General features: G+C 58.3%; 16 protein-coding genes, 1 tRNA gene and 1 pseudogene. 9 read left to right on the top strand and 9 right to left on the bottom strand.

From position 1 onward, the window contains the following. Nucleotides 1–29: 29 nt before the first annotated feature. Nucleotides 30–575, bottom strand: coding sequence for a hypothetical protein (locus ACX3YF_RS22900; RefSeq protein ID WP_458974315.1), 546 nt, complete (start codon nucleotides 573–575; stop codon nucleotides 30–32). 285 nt (nucleotides 576–860) lie between these two features. On the opposite strand from ACX3YF_RS22900, the gene ACX3YF_RS22895 reads away from it, so the two are divergent. The 3 genes and pseudogenes from ACX3YF_RS22895 (at nucleotide 861) to ACX3YF_RS22885 (ending at nucleotide 2,305) form a co-directional block, all read left to right on the top strand. Then, nucleotides 861–1,292 (top strand): hypothetical protein, encoded by a 432-nt coding sequence (locus tag ACX3YF_RS22895; RefSeq protein WP_458974314.1) that lies wholly within the window; start codon nucleotides 861–863, stop codon nucleotides 1,290–1,292. After that, nucleotides 1,292–1,934, top strand: a pseudogene (locus tag ACX3YF_RS22890) (morphogenetic protein). Before ACX3YF_RS22895 ends, ACX3YF_RS22890 begins: the two are co-directional and overlap by 1 nt. After that, complete coding sequence (locus tag ACX3YF_RS22885; RefSeq protein WP_458974313.1) at nucleotides 1,931–2,305, top strand: hypothetical protein; 375 nt, start codon at nucleotides 1,931–1,933, stop codon at nucleotides 2,303–2,305. Before ACX3YF_RS22890 ends, ACX3YF_RS22885 begins: the two are co-directional and overlap by 4 nt. A gap of 274 nt (nucleotides 2,306–2,579) precedes the next feature. On the opposite strand, the gene ACX3YF_RS22880 is transcribed toward ACX3YF_RS22885, so the two are convergent. Further along, complete coding sequence (locus ACX3YF_RS22880; protein ID WP_454838264.1) at nucleotides 2,580–2,879, bottom strand: hypothetical protein; 300 nt, start codon at nucleotides 2,877–2,879, stop codon at nucleotides 2,580–2,582. Between the two features lie 235 nt (nucleotides 2,880–3,114). Here ACX3YF_RS22880 and ACX3YF_RS22875 point away from each other — a divergent pair, with 235 nt between their 5' ends. The 3 genes from ACX3YF_RS22875 (at nucleotide 3,115) to ACX3YF_RS22865 (ending at nucleotide 4,939) form a co-directional block, all read left to right on the top strand. Further along, the gene (locus ACX3YF_RS22875; protein ID WP_454838265.1) at nucleotides 3,115–3,240 is read left to right on the top strand and encodes a hypothetical protein; all 126 of its coding nucleotides are present in this window, start codon (nucleotides 3,115–3,117) and stop codon (nucleotides 3,238–3,240) included. Nucleotides 3,241–3,699: 459 nt separating this feature from the next. Continuing rightward, nucleotides 3,700–3,906, top strand: coding sequence for a DUF4224 domain-containing protein (locus tag ACX3YF_RS22870; protein WP_458974312.1), 207 nt, complete (start codon nucleotides 3,700–3,702; stop codon nucleotides 3,904–3,906). Between the two features lies 1 nt (nucleotide 3,907). Continuing rightward, complete coding sequence (locus ACX3YF_RS22865) at nucleotides 3,908–4,939, top strand: tyrosine-type recombinase/integrase (protein ID WP_458974311.1); 1,032 nt, start codon at nucleotides 3,908–3,910, stop codon at nucleotides 4,937–4,939. An 82-nt stretch (nucleotides 4,940–5,021) separates the two neighbouring features. On the opposite strand, the gene ACX3YF_RS22860 is transcribed toward ACX3YF_RS22865, so the two are convergent. Further along, nucleotides 5,022–5,108: transfer RNA gene (locus ACX3YF_RS22860), tRNA-Leu, on the bottom strand. A gap of 615 nt (nucleotides 5,109–5,723) precedes the next feature. Here ACX3YF_RS22860 and ACX3YF_RS22855 point away from each other — a divergent pair. Then, nucleotides 5,724–6,266, top strand: a complete 543-nt coding sequence (locus tag ACX3YF_RS22855; protein WP_458974310.1) for an Hsp20/alpha crystallin family protein — start codon at nucleotides 5,724–5,726, stop codon at nucleotides 6,264–6,266. Nucleotides 6,267–6,319: 53 nt separating this feature from the next. On the opposite strand, the gene ACX3YF_RS22850 is transcribed toward ACX3YF_RS22855, so the two are convergent. From ACX3YF_RS22850 to ACX3YF_RS22835, 4 genes are all read right to left on the bottom strand, one after another. Next, a complete protein-coding gene (locus ACX3YF_RS22850) occupies nucleotides 6,320–6,745 on the bottom strand; it encodes an ATP-binding cassette domain-containing protein (protein ID WP_458974309.1) in 426 nt (141 codons plus the stop codon). Between the two features lie 25 nt (nucleotides 6,746–6,770). Further along, nucleotides 6,771–8,144: an MBL fold metallo-hydrolase RNA specificity domain-containing protein gene (locus tag ACX3YF_RS22845; RefSeq protein ID WP_196584719.1), complete on the bottom strand. Its 1,374-nt coding sequence runs from the start codon at nucleotides 8,142–8,144 to the stop codon at nucleotides 6,771–6,773. Nucleotides 8,145–8,241: 97 nt separating this feature from the next. Further along, nucleotides 8,242–9,162: a universal stress protein gene (locus tag ACX3YF_RS22840; RefSeq protein WP_103404658.1), complete on the bottom strand. Its 921-nt coding sequence runs from the start codon at nucleotides 9,160–9,162 to the stop codon at nucleotides 8,242–8,244. Nucleotides 9,163–9,238: 76 nt separating this feature from the next. Further along, nucleotides 9,239–9,493, bottom strand: coding sequence for an Lpp/OprI family alanine-zipper lipoprotein (locus tag ACX3YF_RS22835; RefSeq protein WP_130208169.1), 255 nt, complete (start codon nucleotides 9,491–9,493; stop codon nucleotides 9,239–9,241). Between the two features lie 236 nt (nucleotides 9,494–9,729). Between ACX3YF_RS22835 and ACX3YF_RS22830 the strand changes: the two genes are divergently transcribed. Beyond that, complete coding sequence (locus tag ACX3YF_RS22830; RefSeq protein ID WP_196584718.1) at nucleotides 9,730–10,377, top strand: BON domain-containing protein; 648 nt, start codon at nucleotides 9,730–9,732, stop codon at nucleotides 10,375–10,377. A 20-nt stretch (nucleotides 10,378–10,397) separates the two neighbouring features. Then, nucleotides 10,398–12,239, top strand: a complete 1,842-nt coding sequence (gene ftsH, locus ACX3YF_RS22825) for an ATP-dependent zinc metalloprotease FtsH (RefSeq protein WP_458974308.1) — start codon at nucleotides 10,398–10,400, stop codon at nucleotides 12,237–12,239. Nucleotides 12,240–12,261: 22 nt separating this feature from the next. On the opposite strand, the gene ACX3YF_RS22820 is transcribed toward ftsH, so the two are convergent. Both ACX3YF_RS22820 and ACX3YF_RS22815 read right to left on the bottom strand, forming a co-directional pair. Then, complete coding sequence (locus ACX3YF_RS22820) at nucleotides 12,262–13,149, bottom strand: universal stress protein (RefSeq protein ID WP_448646662.1); 888 nt, start codon at nucleotides 13,147–13,149, stop codon at nucleotides 12,262–12,264. Between the two features lie 43 nt (nucleotides 13,150–13,192). Next, nucleotides 13,193–14,116: a universal stress protein gene (locus ACX3YF_RS22815; RefSeq protein WP_288099456.1), complete on the bottom strand. Its 924-nt coding sequence runs from the start codon at nucleotides 14,114–14,116 to the stop codon at nucleotides 13,193–13,195. Nucleotides 14,117–14,370 lie beyond the last annotated feature (254 nt).

The raw sequence follows: 14,370 nt of genomic DNA, 5'->3' as shown, positions 1-14,370 counted from the left end.
ACAAAATCGAATTACAGTTTGCATAGACATTATTTGCCTTGCACCACTCGAACATGTGCACGGCTTATGGACTTGTAGACGCGAATCGATCGTAAAAGCGGCCACCAGTCGTATAGAAAAATCTGCATCGGTCGCCACATTGCAACCCAGCCACCTATCACCAGGCTCTCGCGCGCTATGTTGATGACAGGGTCAGCTCCAAGTTGACGAGAAACATCGGCCAAGATTAGGCACACGCTCAAAAACGAGATGCCAATCAATAGGCTAATACGGCCGTCACGAAGGAGATATTTCAACTCGCCGCGTACGAGGCCTGCCTTATGATCAAAGTAATTGTGGATTGCCTCGGCCATGATCGCGCTTGGCTCACCTTCTGCAGGCAGGTGCTCGAGGTGGATTGTAATCCTGAGCCGGCTGCCCGATTTGAATTCCGCTGCCCAGGTCTCGATGAACGCTTCCGCTTCGCGATCGAGATCCTTGTTAAGAAAAGGTGTCGGATCCATCGAGTTGAACAACTGCGCAAGTTCGCGTACCCGGAGTTGAAGGTGATGCTCTGGTGATGACTTTTTTTTCATCGCGCTACTCGATTGTCATGCGTTGGCAGTTTCGAGTCTCGCGACTCACTTTCGCTACGCATCAGTCTAGCGGTCGACCTTTCTCCAACTCTACCGTATCTCGCTGCTCGGGAACCGAACATCTGGTTGGCTATACCTTTGGCGAATATGCACGCGCATTCCAGAAAGGAAATTCAAAAAAATATGCTTAGCAGGCCGGCGAGTAAGTAACGCCTGAGCAACACCTTGCAGTAACTCCCTCCCCCTTCAAAGTCAGCCGCTATAGCGGCAAGGACGAGCTCGCCCATGGAAAAGAAAAAACTCGGCCCGGACCATTACCGCTACGTCGACGAACTCGACCCAAGAGGCCTTGAAGTCACTTGCAAGAAGTACGTGGTTGTCGGTGAAACCCAGCAGTGCTGGTACATCTTGGAAGAATTCCACGACAACCTCTTCGGTGGGTCGCTACGTGAATCCCAGGTCAAGAAGTACCGCAAGCGCGTCCTGAAGGATGGTGGCGATCATGGCCGGCGATTCGCTTACATCGATAGAGCCCTGGCGCTGCGCTCGTACAAACAACGCAAGTCCTGGCAGATCCGCCATGCCCAGCTTTCGCTTGAGCGGGCCCAGGCCGCCATCAGGTATTTCGGCGACACCAAGACCGAAAGCACCGTGCCACCCGACAGCCTGGTGGTCCCGTGCGAATACATCCAAGCCATGAACTGGAGCGAGTGCTGATGACCATCTCACCACAACCGAAAGAACGCCCCATCCTGTTCTCGGCACCCGATGGTGCGCGCCATTCTGGAAGGCCGGAAGACGGTCACGCGGCGGCCGGTGAAGATTCAACCGCGCTCGAAAGCCGACATCGGCAGCTACGGCCTCAGCCAGCCCTTCATCCGCAACCCAGATGTGTCGAAGGCCAACCCGACGTGCCCATATGGCCGGCCTGGCGAGCGGCTGTACGTTCGCGAAACCTGCTTCATCAATGATTATCGCGAAGCGGGCGTGCCGGTGGACGAGCGAGCGGATTGCGAAATCCACTACCGAGCCGACGGGATTCCAGACTTCGAGGGTGAGGAAGAACTTATCCGTTGGCGTCCAAGCATTCACATGCAACGCTGGGCCAGCCGCATCCTTCTGGAGATCACCGACGTACGCGTCGAGCGGTTGCAAGACATCACGCCAGAACAGGTAACCGCTGAAGGCGTAAGCACCCGCGGCGAAGCAATGTGGGGAAGTCGATGGTGGGTAGATGCGCCTGAGCAGGCTATCGAGGACGCTCGAAGGGACTTCGCTGATCTTTGGACTTCCACCGGTGGCAACTGGGACGCGAACTCGTGGGTCTGGGTCGTCGAGTTCAAGCGGGTGACGCCATGAAGCTGACAGAAAAACAGCAGAGCGTCCTCGACGAACTGAGCAAGATCGGACGGGAGAACGCATACCGGTATCGCGGCGTTACGCCTCACCTTCACCGGAATGACTGCGAGAAGCTGGCCAAGGGTGACCAGGCGTGTGTGTTCGGCCTTGGCGGCCTGACCTATCAGGTTGGGCACCGCCTCGGGGTTGCTGCGCCCTCCGTGCTGAGCATCTTCAAGGCGCTTCAGCGGAAAGGACTGGTGATTCGCGAGGAGACCTATCCGGATTACCTGCGAGCGCGGTACTGGTGGCCTGTTGGTCTGGCTGCGGAGTTGGCTGGCGAGTTGACGCCATTATCGCCCTCACCTATATCGCTGATTCCTTCGGAATGAAGGGCTGTTCTCTTGGGCATTTTCAATTTCATTGATCGCTTCTTTCAACAACCCTACCCTGCTCCACTTCAATGATTCGTCTCCCTTAATTACCTCGATCGTCATCCGACATAACTCATTAACATCCACGCCCTGAAGTCTCGCCGTCCCAATGACGTATCTCAGTGCAGTCTCAAGCGCAGTAATTCGATCCTCGGCCATACGCAATACTCTCTACAGATAAAAATCGTAGACAAAAAAACTTCACCGCCCAAGTATGCCCCGGACTCCCTCCCTATTGCGGGGAAGCCGCTCGGCGATAACTCGCACCTCCGGAAGTAGCCAATTGACGAGCTCGACCGACACCCCAAGCCAGAACTCTTGTCATTGATTCTCCTGGGTGTGAGTCATCAGTCTCTTCATGCAGCGCCATGCCATCGGGAGCATAAATCCCGATAAACATCTGAGTCGTTCCGGCACTCGAAAGCCTGACTTTAACGTCAATGTAAGTACCGTCATTGAGAGTTTCATCGTGTGTTCTGATGTGGAGCTTAGGGTCTGCCCACTCCCAAAAAACATCGCCTCGAATCCTCATGAATCCCTCCTGCAAGTTCCTTGTGAGGGTCAACAAAGTCAAAAACTAGCCCCATTCGAACGAAGTGCAACAGTGCCGAAACAGTATCGGACAGCTGGTCTCAATAGCTGTACGAATTTAAATCTCTCGTACAACTTTCAGCCGCTATAGCGGCAAGGACAGGTATTGCCCAATGAAAAGAACAGTCGTACTGATCGGAAAGGCGGTCGTGAACTTTCGAAAGGTAATTGAGGACATGGATGACGACGAGGTTGCCGAATTGGTAGCCAGCGATGACTTACGCGGGGCGCAGATCGATGACGATGACCTGCTTGATATCGAGTGGATTCATGACGATGTCGACATCAAGGTGACCCCATGATCGCCCTCGCCTGGTTCGTCTGCGTGTACTGCTACAAGGGGCCGCGCCGGTAAGGGTTCGCCCCGCCAGCTACCTTCAGGGGAGAAAGCGTGTACGCAACTGGCGAGGCGAACGAATAAACCGTAGCTCGCCTGCTCAGCCTCCATCTCACCCTTCATCTGATTTCACAATCCACCTACCAGCCTGCCGGTGAACGGCGGGCGAGGAATTCGTATGTCTGAACGAATCCCATGCTCTCAATACGACGAGCACACCGCGCGGTGCCGCAGCGGCCACCCGTGTATCCATTCGACCTGCTGGGGTGGGCCTTCTGGCTGTCACGCATGCCGCACCCAGACCAGCGTCCCGATGTGCATGCAAGAAGATCTACCGCCCCACCTCGTACGCGATAACGGCCTGCCATTGGGATGGCCAGCACAATAACCACCTTCTGCCGCCACGCGCGGCATGGAGCAGCTCATGACCATCCAGTTTCTATCACACGAGGAGGTTTGCGAGCTCACCGGCGCGCGGACCAAGGCGGGCCAGATACTCAACCTGAAGAAGAATGGCGTCCACCACACGATTAAAGTGAACGGCTGGCCAAGTGTTACCGCCATGGCGGTGACCGCGATCGGAACGTTTGAAGCGGAAAAACCCGCATGGAAATCACGTAAGGCCAGCTGACATGGGACGACGACCAAGTAAACCGGGCTCCATCGCCCGGCTGCGGGAGCGCAAGAAGGCCAGCGGCCGAGTCTTCTACTATTACGACACTGGCGGAAAGGACCGCAAAGAAATTCCGCTTGGGAGCGATTACGGGCTTGCGATCATGGAGTACGCGAAGCTGGAGCGTGACCGCACAGCGACCGATCTTGTCGCCAAAGTCATAACTTTCCGCTATGTCGCCGAAAAATATATGGTCGACATTGTTCCCACCAAGGGTAAGGCCACGCAGTTCGATAACAAACGCGAAGTGAAAAACCTGATCGCGTTCTTCGATGATCCGCCCGCGCCACTGGAAACGATCGAGCCGTTGCACGTTCGCCAGTACCTCACCTGGCGCAAGTCGGCACCCGTCCGGGCGAATCGTGAAAAAGCGCTGCTCAGCGCCATCTGGAACTACGCCCGGGACAAAGGCTATACGTCGCTCGCCAACCCCTGCGCGGGCATCAAGGGCAACAAAGAAACTGGACGGGACACGTACGTTGAGGATGCGCTGTTCAAGCGCGTGCACGATAAGGCCGATGTTGGCCTTCAGGATGCCATGGACCTTGCCTATCTCACCGGCCAGCGGGTGACCGACACCAGGTTGATGGATGAGCGGGACGTGCGCGACGGGCAAATTTGGGTGCTGCAGGGCAAAACAAAGGCAAAGCGTCGGATTGAGGTGACTGGCGAGCTGAAGGTTTTGATTGATCGAATCATGTCCAGAAAGTCAGAACACAAAGTCCGCTCGACGCGGCTGATCGTTACAGAGGACGGCACACCAATGACGGTGGCGATGTTGCGCAGGAGGTTTGACTTGGCCAGGGAGGCGGCCGGGGTGAAGAAATCTGAATTTCAGATGCGGGATTTACGCGCCAAGGCAGGTACGGACAAAGCCGAGTCCAGCGGTGACATCATGCAGGCGAGAGATCAACTTGGGCATACGACCGTGGTGATGACTGAGCAGTACATCCGCAATCGCATGGGCAAGAAAGTCACTCCTACTAAGTGAATTGCGGACCAACATCAAAATAGCGGACCAGAAACAAACAAGGGTTTGCATCAGCTTTCGCCCGCAAACCCTTGATTTAAGATGGTGCCCGAAGCCGGAATCGAACCGGCACGCCCTTACGAGCGGGGGATTTTAAGTCCCATGCGTCTACCAGTTTCGCCATTCGGGCGGTAGCGCGGTGAAGCGGTCTGACGTCTGGCCAATATGATCTGGCAGCCTGACCCTTGTGCAGCAGAGGGGGGAATATATACATCCCGTCCTGGTGAAGCAAGTTCGCAAATGTACTTTTGCAGACTAAATCTTTCAAGCTAACGCTAATAAAAAAGCTCCGTAAATCATGGATCTACAGAACTTGTTTAAGGGTGCTGGCCAAAGTCGGAATCGTACCGCCCCAGGCGAATGTCTTGCCCACTGAAAAAGCCGTGCAGAACAGTAGGCTAGCACGACATGAGTTGCGCAAGCCACTGATATTCAAGGGATGTGCCCGTCGAAAATCACTGGCTGGCCTCATTCCCCAAGCCTTGGCCCCTCTCGGTGATGGCGTTTATCGGACAGCAATAGTGTTTGCCCTCCTCCTGATCTAAATCAAACACGCTTTGGGCGTTTACGCAGAAATTAGAGTCAGCACTCGCCCCTTGAATCGGTGTCTGCGCAAACGCCCGTCTCGCGAAGGCTGCCCATGAAAACGCACCCGCAAGGCCCGAGACGGAACATTTTTGACTACCCGTTTGATCTGAGTGGACTGACATTCGCAGCCTGCCCTTCACCATAGGAGTCATGAAAAATGAGCAATTCCGTGAAAAAAATGCCCGAGCATCCCGACGAAAAGGCCAGCCAGCACCCTGTGACGACAGACCTTTGGCGACCGCTGGAAAAGCTGCGGCAACAGGTCGATCACCTGTTCGACGACTTCAATCGCAGCTCGAGCCTGTCGCCATTCGGACGCGGGCTGTTCGATGTCGAGCCCTTCTGGAAGCGTGAGCTGACAGGACACGGCATGCCGGCCGTGGACATCAGCGAAAAAGACAAAAGCTTCGAAATCACCGCCGAATTGCCCGGCATGGATCAGAAGAACATTGAGATCAAACTGTCGAACGGCAATCTGATCATCAAAGGCGAAAAGAAAGAAGACAAGGAAGAAAAAAGGAAGGGTTACCACCTTAGCGAGCGTCACTATGGCTCCTTCGAGCGGATGTTCAACCTGCCCAAAGGGGTCGATGCCGACAAGATCGAAGCGAGTTTCAGCAAAGGCGTGCTGAGCATCTCGTTGCCGAAAAAGCCCGAAGCGATGAAAGCGGATAAAGTCGTGCCAGTCAAAGGCGAGTGAATCCCGGGCGACAGCCCCCACCTTGCCGGGAAACCGGCAAGGTTTTTTTGGTTCTACACAACTTGCCGGGGTCGTGCCCTCACCTCACCCCCTGAAAATGTCGAACGGCTCGAGCACCCTCCCAAACGCCAGGCCAGTATTCCAGAACGTGATGATCGCCAGGGCAATGGCGACGCGTTGTTGCTCACCACCGGAAAGCTTGACCGGCAGAATGCCCCCCCGATCCTTGACTCCGACCACTTCCAGGCATTGATCGTGACCGTCCCGGCGTCGGGCCGCAATATGCCGGAAATCATGCTCAGCAGCGTGGTCTTGCCACTGCCCGACGGCCCGACAATGAACACCATTTCGCCAAACTGCGCGACCAGCGCCACCTCATCCACCGCCTTCATCCGCGCATTCCCTTCACCAAACCACTTGCTCAGCCCGCTGGAAACGATTGCCGGATGATGGTCCGTGGCGACTGCGGCGATGCTCATGCGTGCTCCTGCCCTGTGCCGGACGTCAAGGCGGGTCGATGTGGGTCAGGTCGACGCTGTCGCGATATTCCGGCACCGAGACCGACCAACCCAGTTCCAGGCTGATGCGTCGGCGCAGCACATCCGAAGCGTTAGGCTCTCCGTGCACGACATAGGTGTGTTTGGGAGGTCGCTTGAACCCGCGCAGCCATTGCATGATTTCGTCGGCGTCCGCATGGGCGGACAAGGTTTGCATCGGCACCACCTCGGCCCGGATCGGTACATCCCTGCCATGGATCCGCACCGAAGGCGCCCCCGCGACAATCTGCGCGCCTCGGGTACCACCGGCCTGGAAGCCCGGGACCAGCAAGGTGTTGACCGGGTTGGGGGCCAGGGTCTTGAGGTGGTGAATCACCCGTCCCCCGGTGGCCATGCCACTGGCGGCGATAATCACTGCCGGGGTGTTGCGCTGGTCCAGTTCGATGGAGTCCTTGGTGGTGCGTACGAACTGCGCCACATGGCACATGCCTTCGCACTCCTCCAGTGACAGCCGGTGCTCGCTGCGAAACCGTTGGTACAGCAGCGTGACATCGGTCGCCATGGGGCTGTTCAGGTAGATCGGCAAGTCCGGGATGGCGCGTTTCTGCATCAACCGGTACAGGTGATACATCAACAACTGCGCGCGCCCGACGGCAAACGATGGCACCAGGGTGATGCCATGGCGCAACGCGGTGCGGGTGATGACGTCCGCCAACTGTGCTTCAGGGTCCTCGTCCGGGTGCTTGCGATCGCCGTAGGTCGATTCCACCAGCAAATAGTCGGTCTGTTCGATGAGTTCCGGGGCGTACATCAAGGGATCGTTCGGCCGTCCCAGGTCACCGGAGCACACCAGCGTGGTGCCATCGGCCACAATCTCCACGGTGGCGGCGCCCAGAATATGCCCGGCGCAGCGCATAAAAAGGCTCATGCCGGGAACAATTTCCACCCGGTGGTGCAGTTCGATCGGCCGCAAAAGTCTCAAGGCCCGTTGCGCATCCTCTTCGGTGTAGAGCGGCAACGCCGGCGTGTGCTTGGAGAACCCGTGCCGATTGGCAAACTCGGCTTCCTCTTCCTGCAAGCGGCCACTGTCGAGCAGCAGGATCTTCACCAGTTCGCAGGTCGCGGGCGTGGCGTAGACCGGCCCGCGATAGCCATTGCGCACCAGCACCGGCAGGTAGCCGCTGTGATCGAGATGAGCGTGGGTCAGGACGATGGCATCGAGGTCGTGGACGGGCAACTGGAACGCTTCCCAGTTATGCAGGCGCAATTGCTTGTAGCCCTGGAACAATCCGCAATCGATCAGAACATGCTGGTCACGATGCTCCAGCAAGTACTTGCTGCCGGTGACCGTGCCCGCCGCGCCAAGAAATGTCATGCGCATGGCCGTCTCCTTGAAGGTTCATGGGAGCGCTATTGATCGCTCTTTTCGACCCATGTGCAGTTGATTTTAATCAACGATCGCCGCGACAAATGACGCGTCAGTCGAGCCAGGGCAATGGTTTGACGACCACCAGGCTGCACGGGGCCTTGTTCAACACGCTTTCGGCGGTGCTGCCGATGAACCGGTCGATCCCATGGGTGTAGGCCGTGCCGAGCACCACGATGTCGAAGGCGTGCTCCCGGGCGACCCGCGTAATCACCCGATGAGGGATTCCCGCCTCCAGATGCCGGCGTTTTTGTTCAATCCCGTAGCGCTCGGCCAGTTCATCGAACGCCTCTTGCTGCGCATCGTTGATTGCGTCTCGCAAACTGGCATCCAGCGCGGGGGTCGGCAGACTCGCCACCGAGTCGCCCGTCACCGACCAACTGTTGACGTTGAGCAGGTGTAAAGCCGCGCCACAGGAGGCCGAGAGCGTCGCTGCAAAATCAAGGATCCGGTCATTCAGGCCCTGGGTCATTTCCTCCAGGTGCGACAGATCGACGGCGGCGAGGATCTTCAACGGTTTCGGGTTTTTCGCACCGGTCACCAGGTGCAAGTGCGCCGGACAGTCGCGCAGCAACAGCCAGTCCAGGGGACGGTGAAACGCGCGGTCGAGAGCCGGGACATGCTGGGTGTCCTTGATCACCAGGTCCGGATGGAAGTCATTCACATACGCGAGCACGTGCGCCAGGCTGTTCCTCGCCCAGACCACCTCCGTGGTCACCGGCAGCCCGACGCAGCGGTGGAACCTGGCTTGCTGCTCCAGCCACTGGCGATGCACCTGCAAGTAGCCTTCCCGTGCCTGGGCCATGGCGTCGTGGTCAAACAGCCCGGCCACTGCCAGCGACTGGATATAGTCGAATGCAACGATGTGCAGCAACGCCCCGGTTGCACTGGCCAAGGCATGGGCCCGATCAAACGCCGGGGTGCGAACCCTCTCGGAAGGCGCTATCAACAGGATACGTTTAAGTTTCACCATCACAGACCTCGCCCTGACCCCGTATACCGGCGTAATGCTCATCCGACGTCCTGTCGGTCCTTCGGGCAATCACTCATCACTTGCGCGTCGCCTTTTCCAGCATCCGGCTGGCGCGCGTATTCGCCTCATCTGCCGTGCGTTGCGCCTGACTGGCGGCTTGTGCTGCCTGTTCCGCCTTGTTGTAGGCCTCGTCGGCCCTGAGTCGTGCGGAAGCGGCATTGTTTTCGGCGGACTCCAGCCGGGCGTCGATTTCCTCGGCGTGCTTGTTACTGCACCCGGCCGTCGTGGCCAACAAAACACTCAGCAAAGCAACGGACACATACTTGTTCATGGTGATTCCCTCGGTTGAATGCATCTGAAAAATCTCGCACAACTGGACCCAGTATTCGGGTGTCAACGCTTGCGCAATCTGATTTTTGTCAACAGATCGCTGACTGGCGGTCTGCACAGCGCTCACTGAAGCCTTGTTGATTTAGCTCAAGGTCTTTGTGTCGATCAGGCGTAAAAAAAACAGACCGGGTTCATGTGACCCTCCGTCATCCCGTATAGCCGACACAGGACACGATCATGAGTGACTTGAGCCTACGTAAAACCATTCTGGAAGAGCTTGAGTTCCAGCCCCACATCGACGCCGCCCACATTGGCGTGGGCGTCGAAAACGGCGTTGTCACCCTCTCCGGCCACGTCAGCAGCTACGCGCAGAAAGTCAGTGCCGAACACGCGGTAAAGGCCATAAAAGGCGTGCGCGCCGTGGCCGAAGAAATCCAGGTCAGGCTGGAAAAAGGCGCTGGCACGGCGGACGACACCATCGCGAACCGCGCCTTGAACATCATCACCTGGAGCTCCGATATTCCAGAGGGCGACATCAAGGTCATCGTGCAAAAAGGCTGGATTACCCTCGAAGGCCAGGTGGACTGGCAATACCAGAAAGAAACCGCAGAGCGTGCAGTGCGCAAATTGTCCGGTGTGGTGGGCGTGGACAACCGTCTCACCCTTCGTCCGCGGGTAGATGTCGTCGATATCCAGCACAGCATCGAAGAAGCCCTCAAACGCAATGCCGAAGTCGACGCCAAGGCGATACGCGTCAAGGTCGAAGGCGGCGTGGTGAAGCTCGAAGGCCGGGTGCATTTCTGGCGTGAGCGTCAGCTCGCGGAACGGGCCGCCTGGGCGGTGCCTGGTGTCAGCCAGGTGGACGATCAATTGCTGATTGCCTGAGCCATGTGCGAGCCAAGTTCATGAAAAAAAATCACCAGTGGAACCTGTCCTACTTCCTGATCGCGTTTGTCGTGCTCAGCACGGTGCAAATGCTGTTTATCGAACGGCGTGCGGTGCAGAGCATTCCGTACAGCCAGTTTCTGCAGTTGCTCAGCGAGCAGAAAGTCAGCGACTTGCAGATCGAGAAAGACCAGATCAACGGCAAACTCCAGGAGCCGATTGACGGGCACAACCACTTCTCGACCGTGCGTGTCGACCCGACACTGGCCACCGACCTCGCCCATTCGGGTGTCGGGTTCACCGGGGTCAACGAAAACACCTTCCTCGCCAGCCTGCTGGGCTGGGTTCTGCCCTTTGTCCTGATCATGGTGCTCTGGCACTTCCTGTTTCGCGGGCTGGCGGAAAAACAAGGCATGGGCGGGCTGATGAGCATCGGCAAGTCCCGGGCCAAGGTGTTCGTCCAGCGCGACACCGGGATCACCTTCGCCGACGTGGCCGGCATCGATGAAGCCAAGGCCGAACTGGTGGAGATTGTGTCGTTCCTCAAGGACAAGGAGAAATATGGACGCCTGGGCGCCCATATTCCCAAGGGCACGTTACTGGTCGGCCCGCCGGGCACCGGCAAGACCCTGGTCGCCAAGGCCATCGCCGGTGAAGCCGGCGTACCGTTTTTCTCGATCTCCGGTTCGGAGTTTGTCGAGATGTTCGTCGGCGTCGGTGCCGCCCGTGTCCACGATTTGTTCGAGCAAGCGCGACAGGCGGCGCCCTGCATCATTTTCATCGACGAACTCGACGCCCTGGGCAAAATGCGCGGCGTCGGCGCGTTCGGCGGCAATGACGAAAAGGAGCAGACCCTCAATCAGTTGCTGGCCGAACTGGACGGTTTTGACCCGCGTGAAGGCGTGGTGCTGCTGGCCGCGACCAACCGGCCGGAGGTGCTGGACCCTGCCCTGCTCAGGGCCGGTCGCATCGACCGGCAGATTCTGGTCGATCGCCCTGACCGCAAGGGCCGCCAGGCGATCCTCAAGGTCCACCTGCAAAAGATCACTGTGGAACCCGGCCTCAATGAAGAGCGAATCGCCGACATCACCACGGGATTCACCGGCGCCGACCTGGCCAACCTGGTCAACGAAGCAGCCATCGTGGCCACCCGCCGTGGCGCCGACGCCGTCAGCCTCGACGACTTCACCGCCGCCGTGGAACGCATTGTCGCCGGGGTTGAACGCAAGAGCAGCGTACTGCGCCCCGAAGAGCGCCAGGTGGTGGCCTATCACGAGATGGGGCATGCCCTGGCTGCCAGCAGCCTGCCGGCCATGGACCCGGTGCACAAGGTTTCGATCGTGCCGCGCGCCATCGGTTCGCTGGGCTATACATTGCAGCGGCCGACCGAAGATCACTTCCTCATCAGTTGCCAGATGCTCAAGGACCGAATCGTGGTGCTGATGGCCGGACGTGCTGCCGAATACCTCGCCTATGGTCAGATTTCCACCGGCGCGGCCGATGACCTGGCCCGCGCGACGGATATCGCCCGGCAATTGATCACCCGGTTCGGCATGAGCCCCGAGCTCGGTCAATCGGTACTGGAACGCCAGAGCGCGACCTACCTGGGCGAGCGTATGCAGGGCATGGGCGAGAAAGATTACTCGGAACAAACGGCCAGGGAGGTGGACCTGGGTATTCGCGCCCTGCTCGATGAAGCCTATGGACGGGCCAAGGCCTTGCTTGAGAGTCGTCGCGCCGATCTGGACGCGGGTGCGCGTCTGCTGCTGGAAAAGGAAACCCTGACGCCTGAAGAGTTCCCTGCGATCCTGCCGCTAAAAACCGCTCCGGCCTCCGCACGGGTGACAGTGACCTCATCCTGAGGCCTGTCACCCTTCAACGCTTCTAGACTGCCATGACGCAGCAAGGGACCTGATAAAGAATGTGTTCGGTCGTACTGCCCAGAAGCTTGTCCACGCCACCGGCGGACTGGACTTTTCCCATCACGATCACATCGACGTTCTGCTCGTTGGCAAACTCGCTCAGTGCCGAGACGGGGTGACCCATGACGAAGTGTCGATGATCGGCGGCCACCCCGTACTGGCTCGCCAGCTTGAGGAAGTTTTTCTCGAGATCCTTGCGCAACTCCCTGGTGAGATCAGCGAGCGCCAGGCCGTCCATGTCTGCCAGATAACCCGCCGAAATGTCGCAGGCGTAAAGCAGATGCAGGTCGGCACTGCATTGCATGGCCAGGGAGGTCGCTTGCTGAATGATCCGCTCGTTGAGTTCGTTGTCCGGCGATTCCTTGTCTGACACCTCCACCGCCGCGACAATCTTGCGCGGCAAGACGAAGCTGCTTGCGCCCACCAGGTACACCGGTATCGGACAGTGGCGCAGCAAGTACCAGTCCAGGGGAGTGAAAAAGGCGCGCTTGAGCAAGGACTCATGCTGAACCTCCTTGATCAACAGGTCGGGCTGCATCTCCGCGACATGCGCCAGGACGTCTTCGCGCAGGTCATCGGCCCAGGCCACCTCGATCGTCACCTCGAGTCCCCGGGTGCGCAAATTGTCGGTTTGCGCCTTGACCCAGTCGCGGTGGTCCTGCAGGTAGGCTTCCCGCGCCGTTTCCCGGTCACCCTGTTCAAGAAAGGACAAAAGGTCCAGCGGCCCGATCAACCCTGCGATATGCAAACTGGCGCCGCTGGCCTTGGCCAGCGCGGCCGCATGATTGATCGCCGGGGAATGACGCAAGGCCGGGTTGATGATCAATAACAGCTTTTGGTACTGGCTCATGATCTGCCTCTAATCAGGTGAGTGTTCGATTGCAGCGATCCGCTCAGGACTGCAACATCCGGTCTGGCTTGATCGCCAACACATCGCAGGGCGCCCGATGCAACAATTGCTCGGCCGTGGCCCCCAGCAACTTTTCCAATCCCTTGTTCTGAACCGTGCCCATGACAATGACATCCGTGTGGTGGTCGACTGCGAAGCCACAAATGCTCGGCACCGGCACGCCCTCCATGAAGTGACGACATTCAGGTGGCACGCCATGGCGTTCGGCGATCGCCGCAAACGCCTCGTGCTGAACGGATCCCAACGCTTCATAAATGCCGGTGGCCAGCGGCAATGCGCCAAACCCCATGTCCTGGGTGTACAGGGATGTCCAGTCAAACACATGCAACAGCTCCAGCCGGGCATTGCACACCTCGGCCAACTTCACGGCGGCGTCGATGATCTGGTCGTTGAACACATGATCCTGCTCTTCACCGCGCAGCACGTCGATGATCGCCAACACATTGCGCGGGCGCGCATTGAGCGGATGGGTCACCAGATGCACCGGCACCGGACAGTCGCGTAATAGCTGCCAATCCAGTGGCATGAAGAACACGCGTTTCAAGGCAGGTTCTTCCTGCGCATCCTTGATGATCATCGCCAACGACATTTCATTGACGAATTGCACAATCTCCTCGTAGGGGTGCTGGACCCACACCACTTCGCTGGTGACCTCAACGCCGAGTTTGCTCAAGGACTCGGCCTGTTCGGTGAGCCATTGCCGATGGGTTTTCAGGTAGCCGTCAATGGCCTGGCTGATTTGCTCGGGGGCAAAAAAACCGGCTACCGCCAAGGCCTGGACATAATCAAACGCCACAATGTGCAGGGGCAACTGCAGGGCATGGGCCAACGCGCCGGCCCGGTCGAATGCGGGCGTACGGGTCATGGTGGTGGGGGCAATCAACAGTAAGCGCTGATGCTGCGACATGGGACACCTCGGCACACGGAAATGGCATGGAATAGACCTACAGAATGAACGCACCACGTTCCGTCGACTTGATCTTTGTCAGTTCTCGTTGAGCTCGGATCCGTTGAGCAAACGGCCAGCCACATCACGCTCGCCGCATGTCGGGCACCGTTGTCCTTGCCACCTCTGTTTGACAAAGATCAAGCCCCGTTCCAGAGACGGCCGCAGGATAAAGGCTGGGTTCACCGTGCGGGTGCGTCACGTCACTGCGCATT

The sequence above is a fragment of the Pseudomonas fluorescens group sp. PF-69 genome (genome assembly GCF_054481235.1).
This window is presented reverse-complemented; position numbering and strand designations above follow the sequence as displayed.

Coding starts and splice junctions, on each gene's coding strand:
- ACX3YF_RS22900 (WP_458974315.1), bottom strand. CDS start 575: ATGAAAAAAAAGTCATCACCAGAGCATCACCTTCAACTCCGGGTACGC.
- ACX3YF_RS22895 (WP_458974314.1), top strand. CDS start 861: ATGGAAAAGAAAAAACTCGGCCCGGACCATTACCGCTACGTCGACGAA.
- ACX3YF_RS22885 (WP_458974313.1), top strand. CDS start 1,931: ATGAAGCTGACAGAAAAACAGCAGAGCGTCCTCGACGAACTGAGCAAG.
- ACX3YF_RS22880 (WP_454838264.1), bottom strand. CDS start 2,879: ATGAGGATTCGAGGCGATGTTTTTTGGGAGTGGGCAGACCCTAAGCTC.
- ACX3YF_RS22875 (WP_454838265.1), top strand. CDS start 3,115: ATGGATGACGACGAGGTTGCCGAATTGGTAGCCAGCGATGACTTACGC.
- ACX3YF_RS22870 (WP_458974312.1), top strand. CDS start 3,700: ATGACCATCCAGTTTCTATCACACGAGGAGGTTTGCGAGCTCACCGGC.
- ACX3YF_RS22865 (WP_458974311.1), top strand. CDS start 3,908: ATGGGACGACGACCAAGTAAACCGGGCTCCATCGCCCGGCTGCGGGAG.
- ACX3YF_RS22855 (WP_458974310.1), top strand. CDS start 5,724: ATGAGCAATTCCGTGAAAAAAATGCCCGAGCATCCCGACGAAAAGGCC.
- ACX3YF_RS22850 (WP_458974309.1), bottom strand. CDS start 6,745: ATGAGCATCGCCGCAGTCGCCACGGACCATCATCCGGCAATCGTTTCC.
- ACX3YF_RS22845 (WP_196584719.1), bottom strand. CDS start 8,144: ATGCGCATGACATTTCTTGGCGCGGCGGGCACGGTCACCGGCAGCAAG.
- ACX3YF_RS22840 (WP_103404658.1), bottom strand. CDS start 9,162: ATGGTGAAACTTAAACGTATCCTGTTGATAGCGCCTTCCGAGAGGGTT.
- ACX3YF_RS22835 (WP_130208169.1), bottom strand. CDS start 9,493: ATGAACAAGTATGTGTCCGTTGCTTTGCTGAGTGTTTTGTTGGCCACG.
- ACX3YF_RS22830 (WP_196584718.1), top strand. CDS start 9,730: ATGAGTGACTTGAGCCTACGTAAAACCATTCTGGAAGAGCTTGAGTTC.
- ftsH (WP_458974308.1), top strand. CDS start 10,398: ATGAAAAAAAATCACCAGTGGAACCTGTCCTACTTCCTGATCGCGTTT.
- ACX3YF_RS22820 (WP_448646662.1), bottom strand. CDS start 13,149: ATGAGCCAGTACCAAAAGCTGTTATTGATCATCAACCCGGCCTTGCGT.
- ACX3YF_RS22815 (WP_288099456.1), bottom strand. CDS start 14,116: ATGTCGCAGCATCAGCGCTTACTGTTGATTGCCCCCACCACCATGACC.